The organism is Actinomadura sp. 7K534 (assembly GCF_004348575.1).
Lineage (GTDB): Bacteria > Actinomycetota > Actinomycetes > Streptosporangiales > Streptosporangiaceae > Spirillospora > Spirillospora livida.
Map to the genome: position 1 here is coordinate 12073 of NZ_SMKB01000076.1, position 17253 is coordinate 29325.

General features: G+C 75.8%; 15 protein-coding genes. 8 read left to right on the forward strand and 7 right to left on the reverse strand.

Annotated elements, in window-relative coordinates; all coding sequences use genetic code 11:
* The first annotated feature begins 18 nt into the window (after positions 1–18).
* Positions 19–1254, forward strand: coding sequence for a DUF4437 domain-containing protein (locus tag E1266_RS17075; RefSeq protein ID WP_165966114.1), 1236 nt, complete (start codon positions 19–21; stop codon positions 1252–1254).
* 109 nt (positions 1255–1363) lie between these two features.
* On the opposite strand, the gene E1266_RS17080 is transcribed toward E1266_RS17075, so the two are convergent.
* The 6 genes from E1266_RS17080 to E1266_RS17100 all read right to left on the reverse strand — a co-directional run bounded on the left by E1266_RS17080 (position 1364) and on the right by E1266_RS17100 (position 8020).
* A complete protein-coding gene (locus E1266_RS17080) occupies positions 1364–1978 on the reverse strand; it encodes a neocarzinostatin apoprotein domain-containing protein (protein WP_132048054.1) in 615 nt (204 codons plus the stop codon).
* A 121-nt stretch (positions 1979–2099) separates the two neighbouring features.
* Positions 2100–2681: a neocarzinostatin apoprotein domain-containing protein gene (locus E1266_RS38040; RefSeq protein ID WP_165966115.1), complete on the reverse strand. Its 582-nt coding sequence runs from the start codon at positions 2679–2681 to the stop codon at positions 2100–2102.
* Entirely contained in the window at positions 2678–4519 is a 1842-nt protein-coding gene (locus E1266_RS38045; protein ID WP_165966116.1) for a hypothetical protein, read from the reverse strand. Before E1266_RS38045 ends, E1266_RS38040 begins: the two co-directional genes overlap by 4 nt.
* A complete protein-coding gene (locus E1266_RS17090) occupies positions 4516–5622 on the reverse strand; it encodes a hypothetical protein (protein ID WP_132048056.1) in 1107 nt (368 codons plus the stop codon). Before E1266_RS17090 ends, E1266_RS38045 begins: the two co-directional genes overlap by 4 nt.
* The gene (locus E1266_RS17095) at positions 5619–6641 is read right to left on the reverse strand and encodes a DUF916 domain-containing protein (RefSeq protein ID WP_132048058.1); all 1023 of its coding nucleotides are present in this window, start codon (positions 6639–6641) and stop codon (positions 5619–5621) included. Before E1266_RS17095 ends, E1266_RS17090 begins: the two co-directional genes overlap by 4 nt.
* 59 nt (positions 6642–6700) lie before the next feature.
* On the reverse strand, positions 6701–8020 hold the full coding sequence (locus E1266_RS17100; RefSeq protein WP_132048060.1) for a WxL domain-containing protein: 1320 nt from the start codon (positions 8018–8020) through the stop codon (positions 6701–6703).
* 185 nt (positions 8021–8205) lie between these two features.
* On the opposite strand from E1266_RS17100, the gene E1266_RS17105 reads away from it, so the two are divergent.
* Together E1266_RS17105 and E1266_RS17110 are read left to right on the forward strand one after the other, a co-directional pair.
* A complete protein-coding gene (locus tag E1266_RS17105) occupies positions 8206–8874 on the forward strand; it encodes a class E sortase (RefSeq protein WP_132048062.1) in 669 nt (222 codons plus the stop codon).
* A 54-nt stretch (positions 8875–8928) separates the two neighbouring features.
* Complete coding sequence (locus E1266_RS17110; protein ID WP_132048064.1) at positions 8929–9636, forward strand: hypothetical protein; 708 nt, start codon at positions 8929–8931, stop codon at positions 9634–9636.
* A gap of 16 nt (positions 9637–9652) precedes the next feature.
* Here E1266_RS17110 and E1266_RS17115 read toward each other — a convergent pair whose 3' ends face one another.
* The gene (locus E1266_RS17115; RefSeq protein ID WP_243718500.1) at positions 9653–10477 is read right to left on the reverse strand and encodes an IclR family transcriptional regulator; all 825 of its coding nucleotides are present in this window, start codon (positions 10475–10477) and stop codon (positions 9653–9655) included.
* Positions 10478–10637: 160 nt separating this feature from the next.
* On the opposite strand from E1266_RS17115, the gene E1266_RS17120 reads away from it, so the two are divergent.
* From E1266_RS17120 to E1266_RS17140, 5 genes are all read left to right on the forward strand, one after another.
* Positions 10638–11909, forward strand: coding sequence for a flavin reductase (locus tag E1266_RS17120; RefSeq protein ID WP_132048066.1), 1272 nt, complete (start codon positions 10638–10640; stop codon positions 11907–11909).
* Between the two features lie 23 nt (positions 11910–11932).
* Positions 11933–13216, forward strand: a complete 1284-nt coding sequence (locus E1266_RS17125; protein WP_207945701.1) for an acyl-CoA dehydrogenase family protein — start codon at positions 11933–11935, stop codon at positions 13214–13216.
* A complete protein-coding gene (locus tag E1266_RS17130; RefSeq protein WP_132048068.1) occupies positions 13213–14664 on the forward strand; it encodes an aldehyde dehydrogenase in 1452 nt (483 codons plus the stop codon). Before E1266_RS17125 ends, E1266_RS17130 begins: the two co-directional genes overlap by 4 nt.
* Positions 14664–15815 (forward strand): FAD-dependent oxidoreductase, encoded by a 1152-nt coding sequence (locus tag E1266_RS17135; RefSeq protein WP_132048070.1) that lies wholly within the window; start codon positions 14664–14666, stop codon positions 15813–15815. Before E1266_RS17130 ends, E1266_RS17135 begins: the two co-directional genes overlap by 1 nt.
* On the forward strand, positions 15815–17253 hold a 1439-nt coding region (locus E1266_RS17140; RefSeq protein WP_132048072.1), incomplete at its 3' end, for an aldehyde dehydrogenase family protein. The genes E1266_RS17135 and E1266_RS17140, both read left to right, overlap by 1 nt.

Below are 17253 nucleotides of genomic sequence, written 5' to 3' on the forward strand. Positions count from 1 at the left end.
GTGAACGGAGACGAGCACGTGCGACCCCACGTCGAGCTGATCCAGGAAGACGACTACGTCTGGCACGCGGCCGAGCTGGTGGGCGGGGAGGGCAGGGCGAGCGAGCGCCGGCTGTCGGTGGACGAGGAGGACGGCTCGTCCTCGCTGCGGCTCGACTTCCACACCGACTGGGGACGCGGCCCAGGCATCCACCACGCCAACACCGAGTACTACGTGCTCGAAGGCTCGATGACCTACGGCGGACGCGAGATCGGCAAGGGCGGATACGTGTACGCGCCCAAGGGCGTCCCCGCCGACGCCATCACCTTCACCGAGGGCACCCGCGTCCTGCACTACCGGGAGTACGGCGACGCGGGGTTCGACCCAGTGGACGGGCTGAACGCGCCCCGGTGGAAGGACGCCTACGAGGACGTCATCGTCATCGACAGCGAGGCCATGACATGGGACGCGGTGCCTAAGGCCGGCCCCATGCCCGGACTGTTCATCAAGTACCTGCACGTCGACCCGGTCAGCGGCTTCTACACCAGGCTCGTGCACGCGCAGGAGGGCTGGACGGACCACCGGTTGGCGCACCACCCGTGCTACGAGGAGGCGTACACCGTCCAGGGCCACATGGAGTACAACTTCGGCACGCTCGACCTGGGCACCTACTTCTTCCGTCCCGCACGGGTGAAGCACGGGCACTTCACCACCCAGGAGGGCGGTGCGACGTGGCTCCTGCGCTCGGATGGCGAACTCGTCAACTGGTACACGCAGAACGAGTGGGTGCGCTGGGGCGGCGAGGCCGTCAACTACGGGCCCGAGGGCGGCCGGATGCGCTGGTCCATGGCGTCGCACGACCTGGGCCGCGGGACGGCGGGCCGCTCCGAACGCGATCTGAAGGAACTCCAGGAGTCCGTGCTCTACCAGCGCGAGCAGGGCGAGGGGGACGACGACTACATCCAGCACGGCCACGGAACCGACAAGAGCGTCCTCGCCATGGCCAAGGCCCTTGACGCGGCCCGCCTCCAAGGCGGCCACGGCCACGACGACCACACCCACGACCACGACACCCACGACCACGACCACACGGCCCTGGACTGGGGCACCGACCCCGCCGCGCTGGAGCACGCCGACGAGCGCACGGACCGCCTCAGCCACAACTGGGGCGCCGGACGCCCCTGGCGGGAGGGCGAGCCGATCCCCGCCCCCATCCTGTCGAGCCTCCCCGTCCGAAGCCGCTCCACCGGCCGCTGGGACGCCGACGGCATGTGACCGCACGGCCGGCCAAGCCGTTGACTTGCGGCATGTTGTTGTGGGAGGCGGGATAACACCAACATGCCGCAGGTCAACGGGACCGCTAGGAGGCGTAGCGGTCGGTCAACTAGTGGTCCCTGCGGCGGCGGGGGATGATCAGCAGGGCGGCTCCGCCGGCCATGACCAGGGCGGAGGCGATCATGGCGTAGGTGGGCAGGCCGTCGGGGCTGCCGGTGTTCGGCAGGTCCCCGGAGCCGCCGCCGGTGGAGCCGCCGCCCGTACCGCCGCCGTCGCCGGACCCGCCGCCCGAGCCGTCACCACCGCCGCCGCCGCCACCGCCGCCGCCCGCGAAGGTGAGCGGGATCTCGGCGCTGTTCGGTCCCTGGTTGCCCGGCGCGGTGACGGCGATCACGCAGGCGCCGGCCTTGGCTGCGCAGTCGGCCCCGCCCGCCTCCGCGACCAGCTTGATCTTGGCGTCCTTGGAGCCGTCCTTGGTCACGAAGTTGCCCTCGGCGTCGGTGGCGCCGAGGATCGCTCCCCCGGTGTCCTGCGCCGCGCAGTCGTTGGGGAGCTTGGGTCCGGGCTTGCACTGGCCGAGCGTCACGAAGGTCTCGTTGGGGGTCATGCCGGTCACCTGGACGGTGATCGTGTCCCCGGCCTTCAGCCCGGTGGTCTTGCTCGCGTTGATCTTCGGTGCGGCCAGCGCGGGCGGCGCGACCGCCAGGACACATGCCCCGGCCATTGCCGCGACGACGCCGGCGCGTCTCACAAGTCCGGCGAAGCCGGTCCGGGGGGTGTGAGGGGTCGCCCCCCCTCGGGAAATACTGACGGTCACGACGGTGCTCCTTCTTATTGTCTGCTGCCTATCTGCTGCGGCGTTGGACGACGGTGACGACTCCCCCGGCGAGGACTAGCAGCGCGACGGTGGCGGCCCACAGCGGCGTCGAGGGGCCGCCGGTGCCCGGCCCGGTCGCGGCGGCGGGCGCCGCGGAGGTCCGCACGACGGCACCGCCCTTGAACGACGACCCCTTGAAGCCCACGCGGACGACCGCGGTGTTGGTGTCGTAGACGGCGTCCGGCACGGTCCCGGGCAGCGGCCCGGCGCCGATGACGCACTGGCGGGTCATGCAGTCGATGCCGCTGAACTCCGGACGGGCCTTGAGCCGGACCTCGGGGAGCCTGCCCTCCGCGTCGACGTTAACGAAGGTCGAGCCGCCGCCGAGGTCGCAGTCCTTGAGCCCGTTGGTGTAGCCCTCCCGGCACAGCCCGACCGCGACCGCCTTCAGCCCGGGCCGGAACCCGGTCCCCGTGACGGTGATCGTTTCACCCGGGGTGAGGTCGGCGGAGCGGCTGACGTGGAGCTCGGGCGCGGCCGCCGTCCCGGCGGCGAGCGGGAACAGGGCCAGCGGGGACAGCGCCAGCGCGGCGAGCGCGTGCGGGATCACGTGACGGGACCTCCGGTGCGGGCCACGGCCGCCGGGCGCGGCTCGCCGGGCGCCGGGACGGGGATCTCGGCGATGCGGCCGGGCTCGACGGCGTAGGCGCGGTGGACGAGCGCGAGGATCTCCGGCGTGGCCGGTCCGGCGATGACCACGGCGGTGCCGGTGGCGGCGAGCCGGGCCAGCACGGCGTGGACGGCGGTGGCGCACGGGCCGCCCGCGATGCCGTCGACCAGCAGGAGCCGGGGCCGGGTGAGCAGCGCCTCGGCGAGCGAGAGCAGCCCCTTCGGCGCGGCGGCGAGCGATTGCGCGGGCTCGCCGCCGAGCTTGCGGAGCGAGGGGAAGACGTCCAGGACGGAGCGGGCGGCGGCGTCGGGGTCGGCGTGGCCCATCGCGCGGGCGTGCGCCGCCAATCCCGCCGCGACGGGCGCATCCCCGGGGGCGCGCGGTTCCGGGCCCGCGTGGTGGCACAGCCCCAGTGCCATGCGCTGGTAGGCGTCGAGCGCGGTCAGGTCGGCGCCGCCGAGCACGATTTTGCCCTTGCAGGGCGTCCGGCCGGCGAGCGCGGCGGCGAGCGTGCCCGCGCCGGGGCCGGACAGGGCGACGATCTCGCCCGCCGCCATCCGCAGCCCGATCCGGCGCAGCGGGGCCGGGCCGCGCGGCACCGACAGGTCCCGGACGTCGAGGAACGGCGCCGGCTCCGCGCTCCGGGGGCCGCGCACGCGCAATGCCAGCAGCGCGCCGAGGATCGGCGGCAGCGCCGTGAGCGTCAGCGCGGACCCTTCGGCGAGCACCGAGCGCAGGGCCGCCGCGCAGCCGAAGCCGGCGAGCCCGCCGCCCGCCGCCGCGATCCCGGTGAGGCCGGCCACCGCCAGACGGCGCGGTTCTGGCAGTGGCCGGAGCAGGGCGGTGTCGAGCGCCGCGACGGCCAGGCAGGCGGCGGGCAGCGCGACGGCGAAACCGGCCGCGAGCGCGACCGGGCCGGGCGCGCTCGCCATCAGGACCGGCGCGGCGGCGCCCGCGAGCAGCAGCCACGGGACGGTCTGCGCCGTGCCGGCCGTCCGGCGGCCGAGGACGACGAGCGCGACCGCCGGGAGCAGCGCCCACGCGAGGTGCCGGACGGGTTCGTCCCCGATCAGGTCCCAGCGGAAGGTGAGCAGGTGCAGCCCGCCCATGAGCGGCGCGCCCACCGTCCAGCCGATGAGCAGGTACACGGGGAGGGACGCCTTGACCTCGCGGCCGCCGGCCACGTCCCGTACTCGCGCGACGGACCGGCCGGCCTCCCCGGGCACGTCGCGGGAGAGCAGGGCGGCCGCCGCGGCGAGCGCGGCGGCGCAGCCGCCCGCGACCAGCAGCGCCGACCCGGGATCGGCGGACCCGAGCACCGCGATCCAGGCGGCCGCGGCCAGGCCCGCGAGCGCGGCGGCCTGCCCGCGCGCGGGCCCGCCGGGCGAGCGGGCGGCGCCCGCCCTCGGCACGGCGAGCAGCGGCCCCGCGAGGATGCCCGCGGCCATCAGCGCGGTGGCGAAGACGGGGATCGCGGGGCTGAGTCCCGCCAGCACGATGGCGAGGCCGGCGGGCACGCCGCAGGCCGCGGCCGCCCGGTGGGGGCGCGACCGTCCGGCCGTCCGCAGCAGCGGGAGGACGCCCGCGCAGGCGAGCAGGAGTCCCGTGAGCGCCATGTAGGTCACCACGTCGCCGGGGACCTTCACGACGCCGCCGAGCGCGTCGGCGAGCAGCAGCACGGTCCCGCCCGCCAGCGGCCCGGCGGCGGCCAGGGCCACCGGCCCCGCGGCGCCGGCGGCGGCGTGCCGGGGAACCGGCGGGAGCGGAACGGTCGTCATGCCGCCCCTCCCCTCGGCGGGGCGAGGAACCGGTCCAGCGCCTCGTTGTCGACGGGTTCGAGGACCTCGCCGGTGCGCCGCTCCAGGTAGCCGATCAGCTCGGCGCGGTCGACCACGTACGCGCCGCTCGGCGACGGCGCCACCGAGTCCAGGAAGCCGAGCACGTCGGTGAGCTCCACGGCGGGCGCGGCGGGCGCGGCCACCTGGTGATGGACGGGGGACGCCACCGCTCCGCGGCGCCGCCGGCGGCGCGCCGCGGCCCAGCGGCCCAGCGCCAGCCGAATCCCGAACAGCAGCAGCAGCGCCGCGAGCGCGTTGGCCCCGATCAGCCCCCAGGGGTAGGCGCTGAACGTCGTCTCGAACGGGACGGACCCGGCGTACCGCCCGCCGACCACGAACTGGCCGAAGGCCGCCGGCGGCAGCACCACCGGAATCCGGTACGTGGCGGTCTGACCCGGTTGCAGGGTGCCGGTCCGCGGCGCGTCGAGCGGGCTGTCGGGGGTGTCCTCGGCGCCCCAGCCGACGACCAGCGGGGCGTTCTCGATGGGCTCGGCGCCCGAGTTGCGGATCCGGAGCACCAGGGTCCGCCGCGGCCTGCCGCCGAACAGCTCGGCGCGGTCCCCGCCGCCGACGACCTCCAGGCCGACCACGTCCGCGCGGACGGGCACGACGTCCCGGACGATCCGCTCGACGGGATGCCCCTCGACGGTGAGCGGCGTCGTCGCGGCGGCGGGCGGGCCCGTCCCGCCGGGCAGGGTGCCGACGCGGACGACGCACGGGCATGCCACGGGCGGCGCGCCCACGGTGAGGCCCGCCTCGAACGTCCCGGCGGGCGCGACCATCGCGGTGACGCCGCGCTCGGTGTCGCAGTCCGCCGACCCGTGCACCGCGTTCGCCCCGCAGACCTGGACCTGCACGGTCGCGCCCGGCGTCCAGGAGCTGCCGCGCACCCGGGCGGTCGTGCCCGCGGCGGCGGCGCCCGGCTCGACGGTCACCCCGGGCTCCGCCGCGCGGACCGGGGCGGCGGCCGCCGGCCGGGCGGACGCGGCCGGCTGGACGACCAGGGCCGCGGCCAGCAGGACGGCGATCGACCGGGCCCTCACATGAACACCCCCGTCTCGCCGGAGGTCAGACCGGCCCGCTCCCGCCAGCGGCGGATCAGCCGGGGCAGGACGGACCACACGACGAACACGGTGCCCGCGAGGACCAGCAGCGCCGCCCAGGGCACCGCGGTGAACCCGGTCTGCGCGCGGACGTCGATGCCCCCGGCGGCCGTCAGCTCCACCCGGACGGTGACCTTGTCCAGGGCGGGCGGGCCGTTCCACGGCAGCGTGATCTCGGTGCGCTCACCGGGCAGGATCTCCGGGATGCGCTGGTCGGGCCACCGCTTGACCTCGCGGCCGAACACGCCGGTGGCCCGGACGCGGGCGGTCGGGGAGATCCGCTGGTTGCCGGTGTTGACGATCGTGTAGCGGACCGTCCCGCGCCCGCTCCGCACGAACGGGACGAGCGGTTCGGTGCGGGCGACGCCGAGCCCGTCGGCGCGCATGCCCGGCGTCAGCGGGCCGGTGACCCGCAGGTACACCCGGGCGCCGACGGCCCGCCTGATCCCGACGCGGGCGCCGCCGCTCCGCTGGACGCTCTCGATCGCCGTGTTCAGCGCGACGATGCCGCCGATGTGCTCGCCGGGCGTGGCGTCGGCGGGGATCTTCAGCGTGAAGGGGATCTCCCGGGCCTTCCCGCCGGGGATCTTCGGCGACGCGGCCTTCAGCGAGATCCAGGCGCCGACGTCCCGGGGCTCCTCCTCGGCCCCGCGCAACGCGAACCCGGCGTCGCGGGGGGTGTTGTAGGCGTCCGTCCCGTACACCTCGAAGGTGATGGGCGCCTCGGTCATGTTGGTGATCCGGACGACGTCCCGGACGGTGGCGCCGGCGGGCGCCTCGAACGAGAAGAAGGGGCGCGCGGCCGGGGCCGCGCTGCGGTTCGCGGGTCCCACCGACCAGGCGCCGTTCCCGGTGGCGGGGCCGGGCGCGGCCGCGGCGGCGGCCGTGCCCGTCAGCGCCGCGACGGCGGCCAGGCCCGTCGCCACCGCCGCGGCGGCGATCCGGAGCAGGGGACTCATCGATCACCTCGTGCGGCCGGGCGATGGTGCGCGCCGCCCGGCCGCGGGGCTCGGGGCGGTCAGGACAGCGTGAGGGTGAGGACGGCGGTGTAGCGCCCGGCGCCGGTCACCGGGGGGACGGTGAGGTCGAGGCCGGCGCCCGCGGAGAACGTCCCGCCGACGACCTGCCCGGTGCCGCCGGGCGCGGTGCACAGCGTCGCGGCGGTGGTCGTGTCGAGCGGTCCCGCGCTGCCGGGCGTGACGGCGCTGGCCCCGGGCGCGGCGGTGCACGCCGGCGTCCAGGAGAGGTTCCCGGCCGGGATCTTCGTGCCGGCGGACGAGGTGAAGTCGGTGAGCGTGCCGGTGAGCGACCAGCCGGTGGTGCCGCCGCGCGCGTCGATGACCTCGACCCGCTTGAGCGAGCCGGTGGCGGACTGCTCGGTCCCGTTCAGCGTGACGGGCGTGAGGTCGACCTCGCCCGCCTCGCGGGACATGGTGAGCGGCCCGCCGTTGACGGTGACGTTGATCTTCTGCTCGCCGCACCGGTCCGCGTCCCGGCCCTCGCACTCGCCGGTGGGCGGCGGCGTCTTCTCGGTGACGGTCAGCGCCACGCGCGCGCTCGCCTCGCCCTGGGAGACCACGATCGCGCGGGCGCCGGGGGCGGCGGACTCGGCGACGGTCGCCGATCCGGTGAGCTTCCCGGCGGCGTCGGCGGAGGCGGTGACGGCGGTCAGGTCGTCCGGCTCGCACGCGGCCCCGGCGGCGTCGCAGAGGACGACCTCGACGGCGCCCGGCTGCCAGCCCGCGCCGGTGAGGGTGACCGTGCCGCCCTGGACGACGCTCGGCGGGCTGACCGACGCTCCCGGCCCGCCCTCGGTGACGTTGATCGTCGCGAGGCTCCCGGGGGTGCTCTTGGGCGTGCAACTGATGGTGGCCTGCGCCCCGGCCTCGGCGACGACCGTCAGCCCGGCGGGGGCGATCCGCACCTCGCCGGCACCGGTGAGCGTCAGTTCGCCGGAGACCTTGCCGATCGGCAGCTCGCCGTACGCCGGGATCGGCCCGGTCCGCGTCGGCGCGCTGATCGGCACGGACCCGGACTGCGCGCCGGAGACGGTGAGCGTCCCGGACGTGGTCCAGGAGTTGACCGGCAGCGGCGCCACGCCGGGCAGGTCGGAGAAGTCGGCCTCGACGGTGACCGCGTCCCCGGTGGTGGCCGAGGCGGGCGCGGTGACCGTCACGGTCGCGTCGTAGTCGAACACGGAACCGAAGATCTGGCACTGGTAGGGGACCTGGCCCGTGGCGGCGTGCGCGGTGCCCGCCTGCATCGCGGGAGCCGCGACGGCGCCCGCCGCGGTGATCACCGCGGCGGCTCCGCGCAGGGCCGTGCGTGTGCGTCTCATCTGCCGCTGCTCCTCACTGCCGGCCGTTGCGCAGGTTCGTTTCTCAGAGGGAAACGAAGTTTCGCAAGACGGACATAGCGAAACCGCAACGGAGCGGCGCTGTCAAGGGCCGGGCGCGGGCGGCAACACAATCGTTTCACTCAGGGGATCGCCGTTTCCCTACTGAAGGGTTACGGTTTCCGACCATGCGCACGGTGCTGCGGAGCCTGGCGGAGCTGTCGATGACGGCCGGCCTCGTGCTCGCGATGTTCGTCGGCTACCTGTCGTGGGGCACCGGCGAGTACACGCACCGGCAGCAGGGCGACCTGCACAGCGAGCTGGAGCGGCGGTGGAACGCGGTCCAGACGCGCAAGCTCGCGGCGTCGGGGCCGCGGCGCGGGCGCGAGCCCGCCGTTCCCGCGGCCGAGGCCGGGCAGGCGTACGCGCTGATCCGCGTCCCGAAGTTCGGGTCGTCCTACCGGTACGCGGTGGTCGAGGGCGTGGGGACGGCCGACCTGCGCAAGGGCCCCGGGCACTATCCGGGGACGGCCGGGCCGGGCCAGGTCGGCAACATGGCGATCGCCGGCCACCGCACCACCTACGGCGGGCCGTTCGAGCGCAACGGCGAACTGGCCCGCGGGGACGAGATCCTCATCGACACCGCCGCCACGACCTTCGTCTACCGGGTGACGCACCGCATCGTGGTGCGGCCGGGCCGCACCGAGGTGACCGCGCCGGTGCCGGGCGAGCCGGGACGCAGGCCCAGGAAGGCGATGCTCACGCTCACCACCTGCCATCCGAAGTTCTCCGCCGCCTACCGCCTCGTCGTCTTCGCCGAGCTGGCGGGACGCCGGGCGCGCACCGCGGCGGCCTGACCCGCCGTGTTACCGTTCCCCAGACTGAAACACTGTTTCCATTAGGAGGGTGTCGTGGGAGCGCACGCGCACGGCTGGTGGATCCTGCTGCACCTGGTGCTCTTCGTCTTCTGGCTGGGCGGCGACCTCGGGGTGTTCTACTCCAGCCGGTTCGTCCTCAAGCCGGACCTGGCCCCCGCGGCGCGCGCCACCGCGCTCAGCGTGATGAGCGGGCTCGACCTCGGCCCGAAGATCTGCCTGGTGCTGTTCCTGCCGAGCGGGGTGACGCTCATGGCACTGGACCCGCACGGCGCCGAGCTGTTCGGGACGGCCGTCTTCGGCTGGTGGCAGGTCGTGCTCGTGTGGGTGCTGGCCCTGGCCTGGCTGGCCGCCACGATCGCCGACCACCGCACGCACGGGCGCTTCCCGTGGGTGCGCCGCGCCGACTGGGCGGTCCGGATCGGGCTGATCGCCGCGCTCGCCGCGCTGTCCGCGTACACGCTGCTCGCCGACCGGCCGTTCGGCGTCACCACCGACCCGCGCTGGCTCGGCGGCAAGGTCGCGCTCTACACCGCCGCCATCGCGTGCGGGCTCGGCATCCGGCTCACGCTGCGCCCCTTCGGGCCCGCGTTCGGCGCGCTGATGAGCGGCGGCTCCACGCCGGAGGTCGAGCGCAAGCTCAAGCGCGCCGTGGACGGCTGCCTGCCGTACGTGTTCGGCATCTGGGCGTCCGTCCTGGGCGCCGCGGTGCTCGGCGTGCTCAAGCCCGGCGCCGACCTCTGACCCGGCCGGCCCCGTGTCAGCCGCCGCCGTGGCCGAGCTTGCCGGACACCCGCGCCGCGGCCTCCATCAGCGGCGGCGCGCACTCGGCCAGCCGGGGGCGGAACCGGGTCAGCGGGCCGGCCACGCTCAGCGCCGCGATCACCCGGCCGTCGTGGTCGAAGACCGGCGCGGCGATCGAAGCGGTCCCCTCCTGGCGCTCGCCCTGGGACGAGGCGTAGCCGCGCTTGCGGATCGTGGCGAGCTCCTTGCGCAGGCGCTCCTCGTCCACGATCGTCCGGTCGGTCAGCGCCTCCAGCCCGTGCCGGCCGAGCAGCGCGCCGACCTCGGCCTCGTCGAGGAAGGCCAGGATCGCCTTGGACGAGCTGCCGGCGTGCAGCGGGTACGGGATGCCGAGGCTGACCTCGACCCGGAGCTCGTGCGGCGGCACGACCTGGTCGACGTAGAGCCGGGTGTCGCCGCGGCGGATCGACAGGGTGGCGGTCTCGCCGAGCTGCTGGGCGAGACGGCGCAGCTCGGGCGCCGCCAGCGCGCGCAGGTCCATCCGGGCGAGGTAGGCCCGGCCGAGCGCGATCGCGGCGTGCCCGAGCGCGTACCGGCGGGTCACCGTGTCGACGGTGATCAGGTCGCGGCTGCGCAGCGCGGTCAGGATGCGGTGCACGGCGGCCTTGGTCAGCCCCAGCTCGGTGGCGATCTCGGTCACCCCGAGGTCCGGCCGGCCGCTGCGGCCGAACAGCAGCAGGACGTCCATCGCGCGCTCGACGGCGGCGATCGACCGGCTCTGCCCCTCGCCCTCCTCGGCGGGGGACGCGGAGACGGTCCGGGAGGTCGCGTTGCGCGACACGGCGGTTCCTTCCGACGGGGTGGGGTCAGCCGCAGTCTAGGGCATCGCGTTTCCCGTGACGGAACACTCGTCACCGCCGCCGGACGTTGACACCCGCTCCGCGACATCGTTACCGTGAGTGGGACGGTGTTTCCTTTAGCGAAACGAAGGGCGCGGTGCCGTGGCGGTCGACGCACAGACCTTCCGTTCGGTGCTCGGCCAGTGGCCGACCGGTGTCGCGGTGGTCACCACCACCTCCGGGGACGGATGGCACGGCATGACCGCGGGCTCGTTCTGCAGCGTCAGCCTCGACCCGCCGCTGGTGCTGGTCTGCCTGGCCCGGGACATCCACACGCACGCGCTCATCGAGCGCAGCGGCGTCTTCGCGGTCAGCTTCCTCGGCAAGGACCAGGCCGTCATCGGCCACCGGTTCGCCGGGCGCGAGAGCGGCGACCGGTTCGCGCGCGGCACCTGGGCCCCGGCACCCACCGGGGCGCCCGTACTGGCGGAGGCGGTCGCCTGGCTCGACTGCCGGGTCGCGTACGCGTATCCGGGCGGCGACCACACCATCTTCGTCGGCGAGGTGCAGACCGCCGAGACACCGCGGCGCACCGCGCCGCTGCTGTTCCACTCCCGCGCCTGGGGCCAGCTGGCCGACCCGCTGCCGGACGAGGTGACGATCGCCGACACCGGGCTGGCCGCCGCGCTGCACCGCAGGGTCACCGCCTCCGGCAGCGCGCCCGCCCGCGTCACCCGAGCCGGCGCCGCCCGGCTGCTGGACGCGGTCCGCGCGGCCGGCGTCCGGGTCCGGACCCCGGTCCCGCCCGGCCCGCAGATGAACGGCGCGCAGATGAACGGCACGGGGCCCGCCCGGTGCCCGTCGTGGTCGGTCCTGGTCGAGGACGCGGTGTCCCTGACGCAGGTCCCCCGCGACTCGCCGGTGACGGCTGAGATCGTGGACGGGCCGGACGCGCCCCGCCTGATCGAGGCGGCCCGCGCGCGGGGCCTGGCCGTGGTGGGCCGGGTGAGCGACGTCTTCGCGCCCGCCCGCGAGGCCGCCGTGCTCGCCGCCGTCGACCGGCTGGCCGCCGCCGGGTGCGCCGAGATCGCGCTCGACGAGGGCGCCGAGGCCGCGTCGCCGCTGCTCGTCCGCAACGTGCTGCAGGAGGCGGTGGCGCGGGCCCGGCCGGTGCCGCTGCGGGTGCGGCTGCGCGAGGCGTACGGGCTCGGCCTGGCCAACGCGCTGACCGCGATGAAGAGCGGCGTACGCCGCTTCGACGTGACGCTCGGCGGCATCGACGGCGGCCTGTGCGCCGAGGACCTGCTGTTCCTGGCCGACCGGCTCGACGTCGCCACCCCGATCGACAGGGCCGCCCTGGTGGCCGCCGCCGCGGACCTGGAGGCGCTCTGGGGGTCGGCCCTGCCGGGCCGCACCTACCGGGCCGCCTCCTGACCAGTTCGAAGGGAATGCAGCCGATGACCCAGCCGAGGACGCCGACCGGCGCACGGCTCGTGGAGCAGATGACCGACGCCGAGCGGGCGCGGGCGGAGCGCGTGGAGGCGGTGCTGCCGCGGCTGCGCGAGGCCGCCGCGGCCGCGGACGCCGCCGCCGAGTTCCCGGCCGGGCACGTGGCGCTGCTGCGCGACGCCGGGCTGCTCGGCCTCGTGGTGCCCGAGGAGTACGGCGGGCTCGGCGGCGGCCTGCGCGACCTGGCCGCCGCCACCTACGCGATGGGCACGGCCTGCCCGTCCACCGCGCTGTCGTACTTCTTCCACAACACCAGCGCCTCGCGCGGCCTGCTGCCGCTGGAGGCGGTCGAGGCGGGCCTGTTCGAGGGCGACGACGAGGTGAAGCCCGTGCGGGCGTTCGCCGAGAAGGTGCTGAACCGGATGGCCGCCGGGACGTGGATGGCCAACTTCGCCAGCGAGGAGGTCAAGTCCTCCAGCGCCAACATCGCGATCGCCACCACCGCGTCCCCCGCCGAGGGCGGCTGGCTGCTCAACGGCGTGAAGTCGTTCGGCTGCGCGACCGGCGTCGCCGACACCTACCTGGTGACCGCCCGGCTCGACGGCACCGCCGGCGCGGACGGGCTGGCGCTGTTCCTGGTGCCGCGCGAGGCGCCCGGCGTCGTCTCCCGCGAGCCGTGGAACGGGCTCGGGATGCGGGCCTCCAACAACCACGGCGTGACGCTCACCGACGTGTTCATCCCGGCGGAGGAGGCGCTCACCGTCCCCGGCGCGTTCGTGCGGATGCTGCGGATGAGCCGCGGCAGCTTCGTCGGCAACCAGCTCGCGATCGCGGCCTGCTACCTGGGCGCGACGCAGAACGTCTACGACTTCGCCGTCGAGCGGCTCACCAAGAAGACCTTCGCCGACTCCGGCCGGCCGATCGCGTCCTCGCCGATGCACCAGGTCATCATCGGGGACATGACCGAGCGGCTGGAGACGGCCTACCTGTGGATCCGCCGCCAGCTGGAACTGGAGACCTCCGAGCCGCCGCTGCTGCCGAAGCCCGAGGTGTACCGCCAGTGGCGGATCGCCAAGGGCGACATCACCGAGGCGTGCTTCCAGGTCGTGCTGGGCGCGTTCAAGGCGTGCGGCACCTCCGCCGCCACGATGGACGGGGTGATCGGGCGGGCGCTGCGCGACCTCGCGATGGGACTGGTGATGACCTTCCCGGCGGAGCGCGGCCGGCTGGAGGCCGCCCAGGTCATCACGGAGAACAAGGAGAACGAGTTGTTCGCGAGCGTCCGGCGGTGAACCCCCCGCACCGGGATCTGGTGGCCGGGGAGTGGGCGGCGGCACCCGGCGGCGGGCCCGTCCTGGAGGACCCGGCCACCGGCGCGGAGGCCGGGCCCGCCCCCGTCACCGGCCCCGAGCGGCTCGAACGGGCGCTGGCCGCGGCCGACGACGCGGCGGAGGGCTGGGCGGCGCGCCCGGCCGCCGAGCGCGCCGAGCTGCTGGACGCGGTCGCGGCCGCCCTCGAACCGGTGACCGGGGAGATCGCCGCGCTGGAGGCGGTGGCCACCGGCGTCCCGATCCGGCAGGCGGTCCCGCTCGGCGTCATCGTGCCGGGATCGTTCCGGCTGGCGGCCGAGCAGCTGCGCGGCGGCGGGCTGGCGGCGTCCTTCACCCGCGAGGACGGCCGGGAGGCCGAGGTGCGGCGGCTGCCGTGGGGTCCGGCGCTGTGCCTGGTCCCGTGGAACGCGCCCGCCCCGATGGCCGCGCACAAGGCGGCCAACGCGCTGGCCGCGGGCTGCCCCGCGATCCTCAAGCCCAGCGAGTACGCGCCGTACGGGGCGCAGCGGTTCGCCGAGGTCGTCGGCGCCGTGCTCGCGGACCGGGGCGTCCCCGGCGGGGTCTTCCAGCTCGTCCACGGCACCGGGGAGACCGGCGCGCGGCTGACCGCCGACGCGCGGATCCGCGCGGTCTCGTTCACCGGCGGCGCCGCGGGCGGCCGGTCGGTCGCCGCCGCCTGCGCCGCCGGGATCAAGCCCGTCCAGCTGGAGCTCGGCGGCAACAACCCGCTGATCGTGATGCCGGACGCCGACGTCGGCCGGGCCGCGCGGGCCGCCGTGGACCTGCTCACCACCCTCAACGGCCAGTGGTGCCGGGCGCTCGGCCGGCTCATCGTGCCCGAGCCTCTCCGGGACGCGCTGCTGGAGGCGGCCGGCGAACGGCTCGCGGCGCTGCGCGCGGGCCCGCCGCTGGACGAGGACACCGACCTCGGGCCGCTGGTGCACTCGCGCCACCGCTACCTCGTCGCCGCCCGGCGGGACGCGCTCGGCGGCCGCGTCCTCTCCACGACCAAGGTCCCGGACGAGGGCAGCTACCTGGCCCCCGCGCTCGTCACGGACGTCGACCCCGGCGACGCCACCGAGGAGATCTTCGGTCCCGTCGCCACCGTGCACACCTACCGGACGCTGGACGAGGCGGTGGCCCTGGCCAACGGCACCGCGTACGGGCTCGAAGGGTACGTGGCAGGCACCGACGAGGAGGCGGCCCTCGCCGTGGCGCGGCGCGTCCGCGCCGGGGAGGTGAAGGTCAACGGCTCCAGCGTGCTGAGCCTGCACCTGTTCGCGCCCCGCCCCGCGTGGGGGGCGTCCGGGCTGGGCGAGGAGGGCACGGCCGAGACGCTGCGGTTCTTCACCAACCCGCGGGTCGTCGGCGTGGAGGACGGATTCGCCCTGCACTCCCGGGAACCGTGATGGCGCCCGTGCTTGGGCCCGTGCTGGTGGCCGGGGCCGGTCCCGTGGGCCTCACCGCGGCGCTGGCCCTGGCGCGCCGCGGCGTCCCGGTCACCGTGCTGGAGGCGGAACCGGGGCTGGCCGCCGAGTCGCGCGCGTCCACCTTCCATCCGCCCTCGCTGGAGATGCTCGACGGGCTCGGCGTGCTCGACCCGCTGCTGGAGCGCGGCCTGGTCTCCCGGACGTTCCAGTACCGGGAACGGCGCGGCGGCGTCGTCGCCGAGCTGGACCTGGCGGTGCTCGCGGGCGACACGCCGTACCCGTTCCGCGTCCAGTGCGAGCAGGGCAAGTTCACCCCGATCCTGCGCGACCACCTGGTGGCGGCGGGCGGTGAGGTCCGGTTCGGCGCGGCCGTGCGCACGGTCCTGCCCGGTCCGGACGGGGTGGAGGTGGCGACGTCCGCCGGCGACCGGGTCCGCGGCGCCTGGCTGATCGGCGCGGACGGCGCCGGCTCCGCGGTGCGGCAGGACCTCGGCATCGATTTCGAGGGCATGACCTACCCGGAGCGGTTCCTGGTCGCGTCGACCCGGACCGCCGTCGAGGACCTGCTGCCCGGCATCGCCGCGGTGAACTACGTCTTCGACCCCGGCGAGTGGCTCGTGCTGCTGCGCACCCCGGACCACTGGCGGGTCCTGTTCCCGACCCCGGAGGGCACCCCCGACGCCGAGGAGCTGGCGCGGCTGCCCGAGCGGCTGCGCGGGGTCGCCGACGCCGCCTGGGACGTCGCGCACGCCAGCCTGTACCGGGTGCACCAGCGCGTCGCCGAGACGTTCCGGACCGGCCGGGTGCTGCTGGCCGGGGACGCGGCGCACGTCAACAACCCGCTCGGCGGCATGGGCATGAACAGCGGAATCCACGACGCCGTCCTGCTGGCGGGCGCGCTCGCGGACGTCCTGGCCGGTGGCCCGGAGGCCGCGCTGGACGCGGTCTCGGCGGCCCGCCGCGACGTCGCGCGGTCGTTCGTCGGCCGGCTGACCCACGCCAACTGGGAGCGGATGCGCGACCCGGCCGGCTACCGGGACGAGCTCCGGAGGCTGGCCGGAGACCCCGCCGAGGCCCGCCGGTACCTGCTGCGCACGTCGATGATCGCCTCCTTGCGGGACGTCGCCTGATGCCGGGCGAGATCGTCCGGGAGAACCCGGCCCGGCTGGACGAGGTCGTCGGCCGGGTGCCGGTCGCGGACGAGACGGAGGTCGACCGGGTCGTCCGGGAGGCCGAGGACCGGCAGCGCGCCTGGTGCCGCGTGCCGGTCGAGGAGCGGGCCGCCGCGCTGCTGCGGACCGCCGACGCCGTCGACGCGCTGCCCGGCGTCGCGGAGCTGCTGGCGCGCGAGTCCGGCAAGCCGCGGGCCGACTGCGCCGGGGAGCTGCGGTTCGCCGCCGCGTACCTGCGCTGGGCCGCGGAGCGGGCGCCCCAGGTGTTCGCGGACCGCGAGACCGACGACGCGGCCGGACGGCTCGTCCTGCGCCAGCGCCCTTACGGGGTCGTCGGGGCCATCACGCCCTGGAACGCGCCCGTCATCCTCACGATGCTGAAGGCCGGTCCCGCGCTGGCGGCCGGGAACACGGTGGTGGTCAAGCCTTCGCCGCTCGCGCCGCTGGCGGTCGCCCAGGTGATGGCGGCGTTCCCGCCGGGCCTCGTCCGGGTCGTGCACGGCCATGCCGGGACGGCGCGGGCGCTCGCCGGCCACTCCCGCGTGCACCGCGTCGCGTTCACCGGCGGCGCCGAGGCGGGCCGCGCCATCGGGGCGGCCGCCGCCAAGGCGATCACGCCGACGCTGCTGGAGCTCGGCGGCAACGACCCGGTCGTGCTGCTCGACGACGCGGACCTCCCGGACGCGGCGATGGACCGGCTGGTCATGGCGTCCTTCGCCACCGCGGGCCAGGTCTGCATGGCCGCCAAGCGCCTGTACGTCCCGCGGGCGCGGCTGGCCGAGGTCCGCGACGCCTACCTGGCGGCGGCCGCGCGGACGCTGGTGCTCGGCGACCCCCTCGACGCCGCGACCACGGTCGGCCCGGTCATCTCCGCCGAGGCGGCGGACCGCGTCCGGGCACTGGTCGCGGAGTCGCGGCGGCAGGGCGGCACCGTCACCGAGCTGGGCACCGTCACGGCCGACATGGGACGCGGGCACTTCGTCCGGCCCGCCCTGGTCACGGACGTGGCCGACGACGCACCGGTGGTGGCCGAGGAGCAGTTCGGCCCGGTCGTGCCGCTGCTGGCCTACGGCGACGAGGACGAGGTGGTCGCGCGCGCCAACGCGGGCGACCTCGGCCTCGGCGCGTCGGTTTGGTCCGCCGACGAGGACCGGGCGTTCGCGTTCGCCCGCCGCCTCGACGCGGGCTTCACCTTCGTCAACACCCACAACCGCACCGGGATGGCGCTGCGCGCTCCGTTCGGCGGCGTGAAGCGCAGCGGGCACGGCCGCGAGTACGGCACCGAGGGCCTGCTGGAGTACGCGCAGACGTGCGCGATCCACGCCCCCGCCGCGTTCCGCGCGGACGGCCCCGGAATGAGCGCGGGCGCCTACCCCTGTCTCTTATACACCTCTGA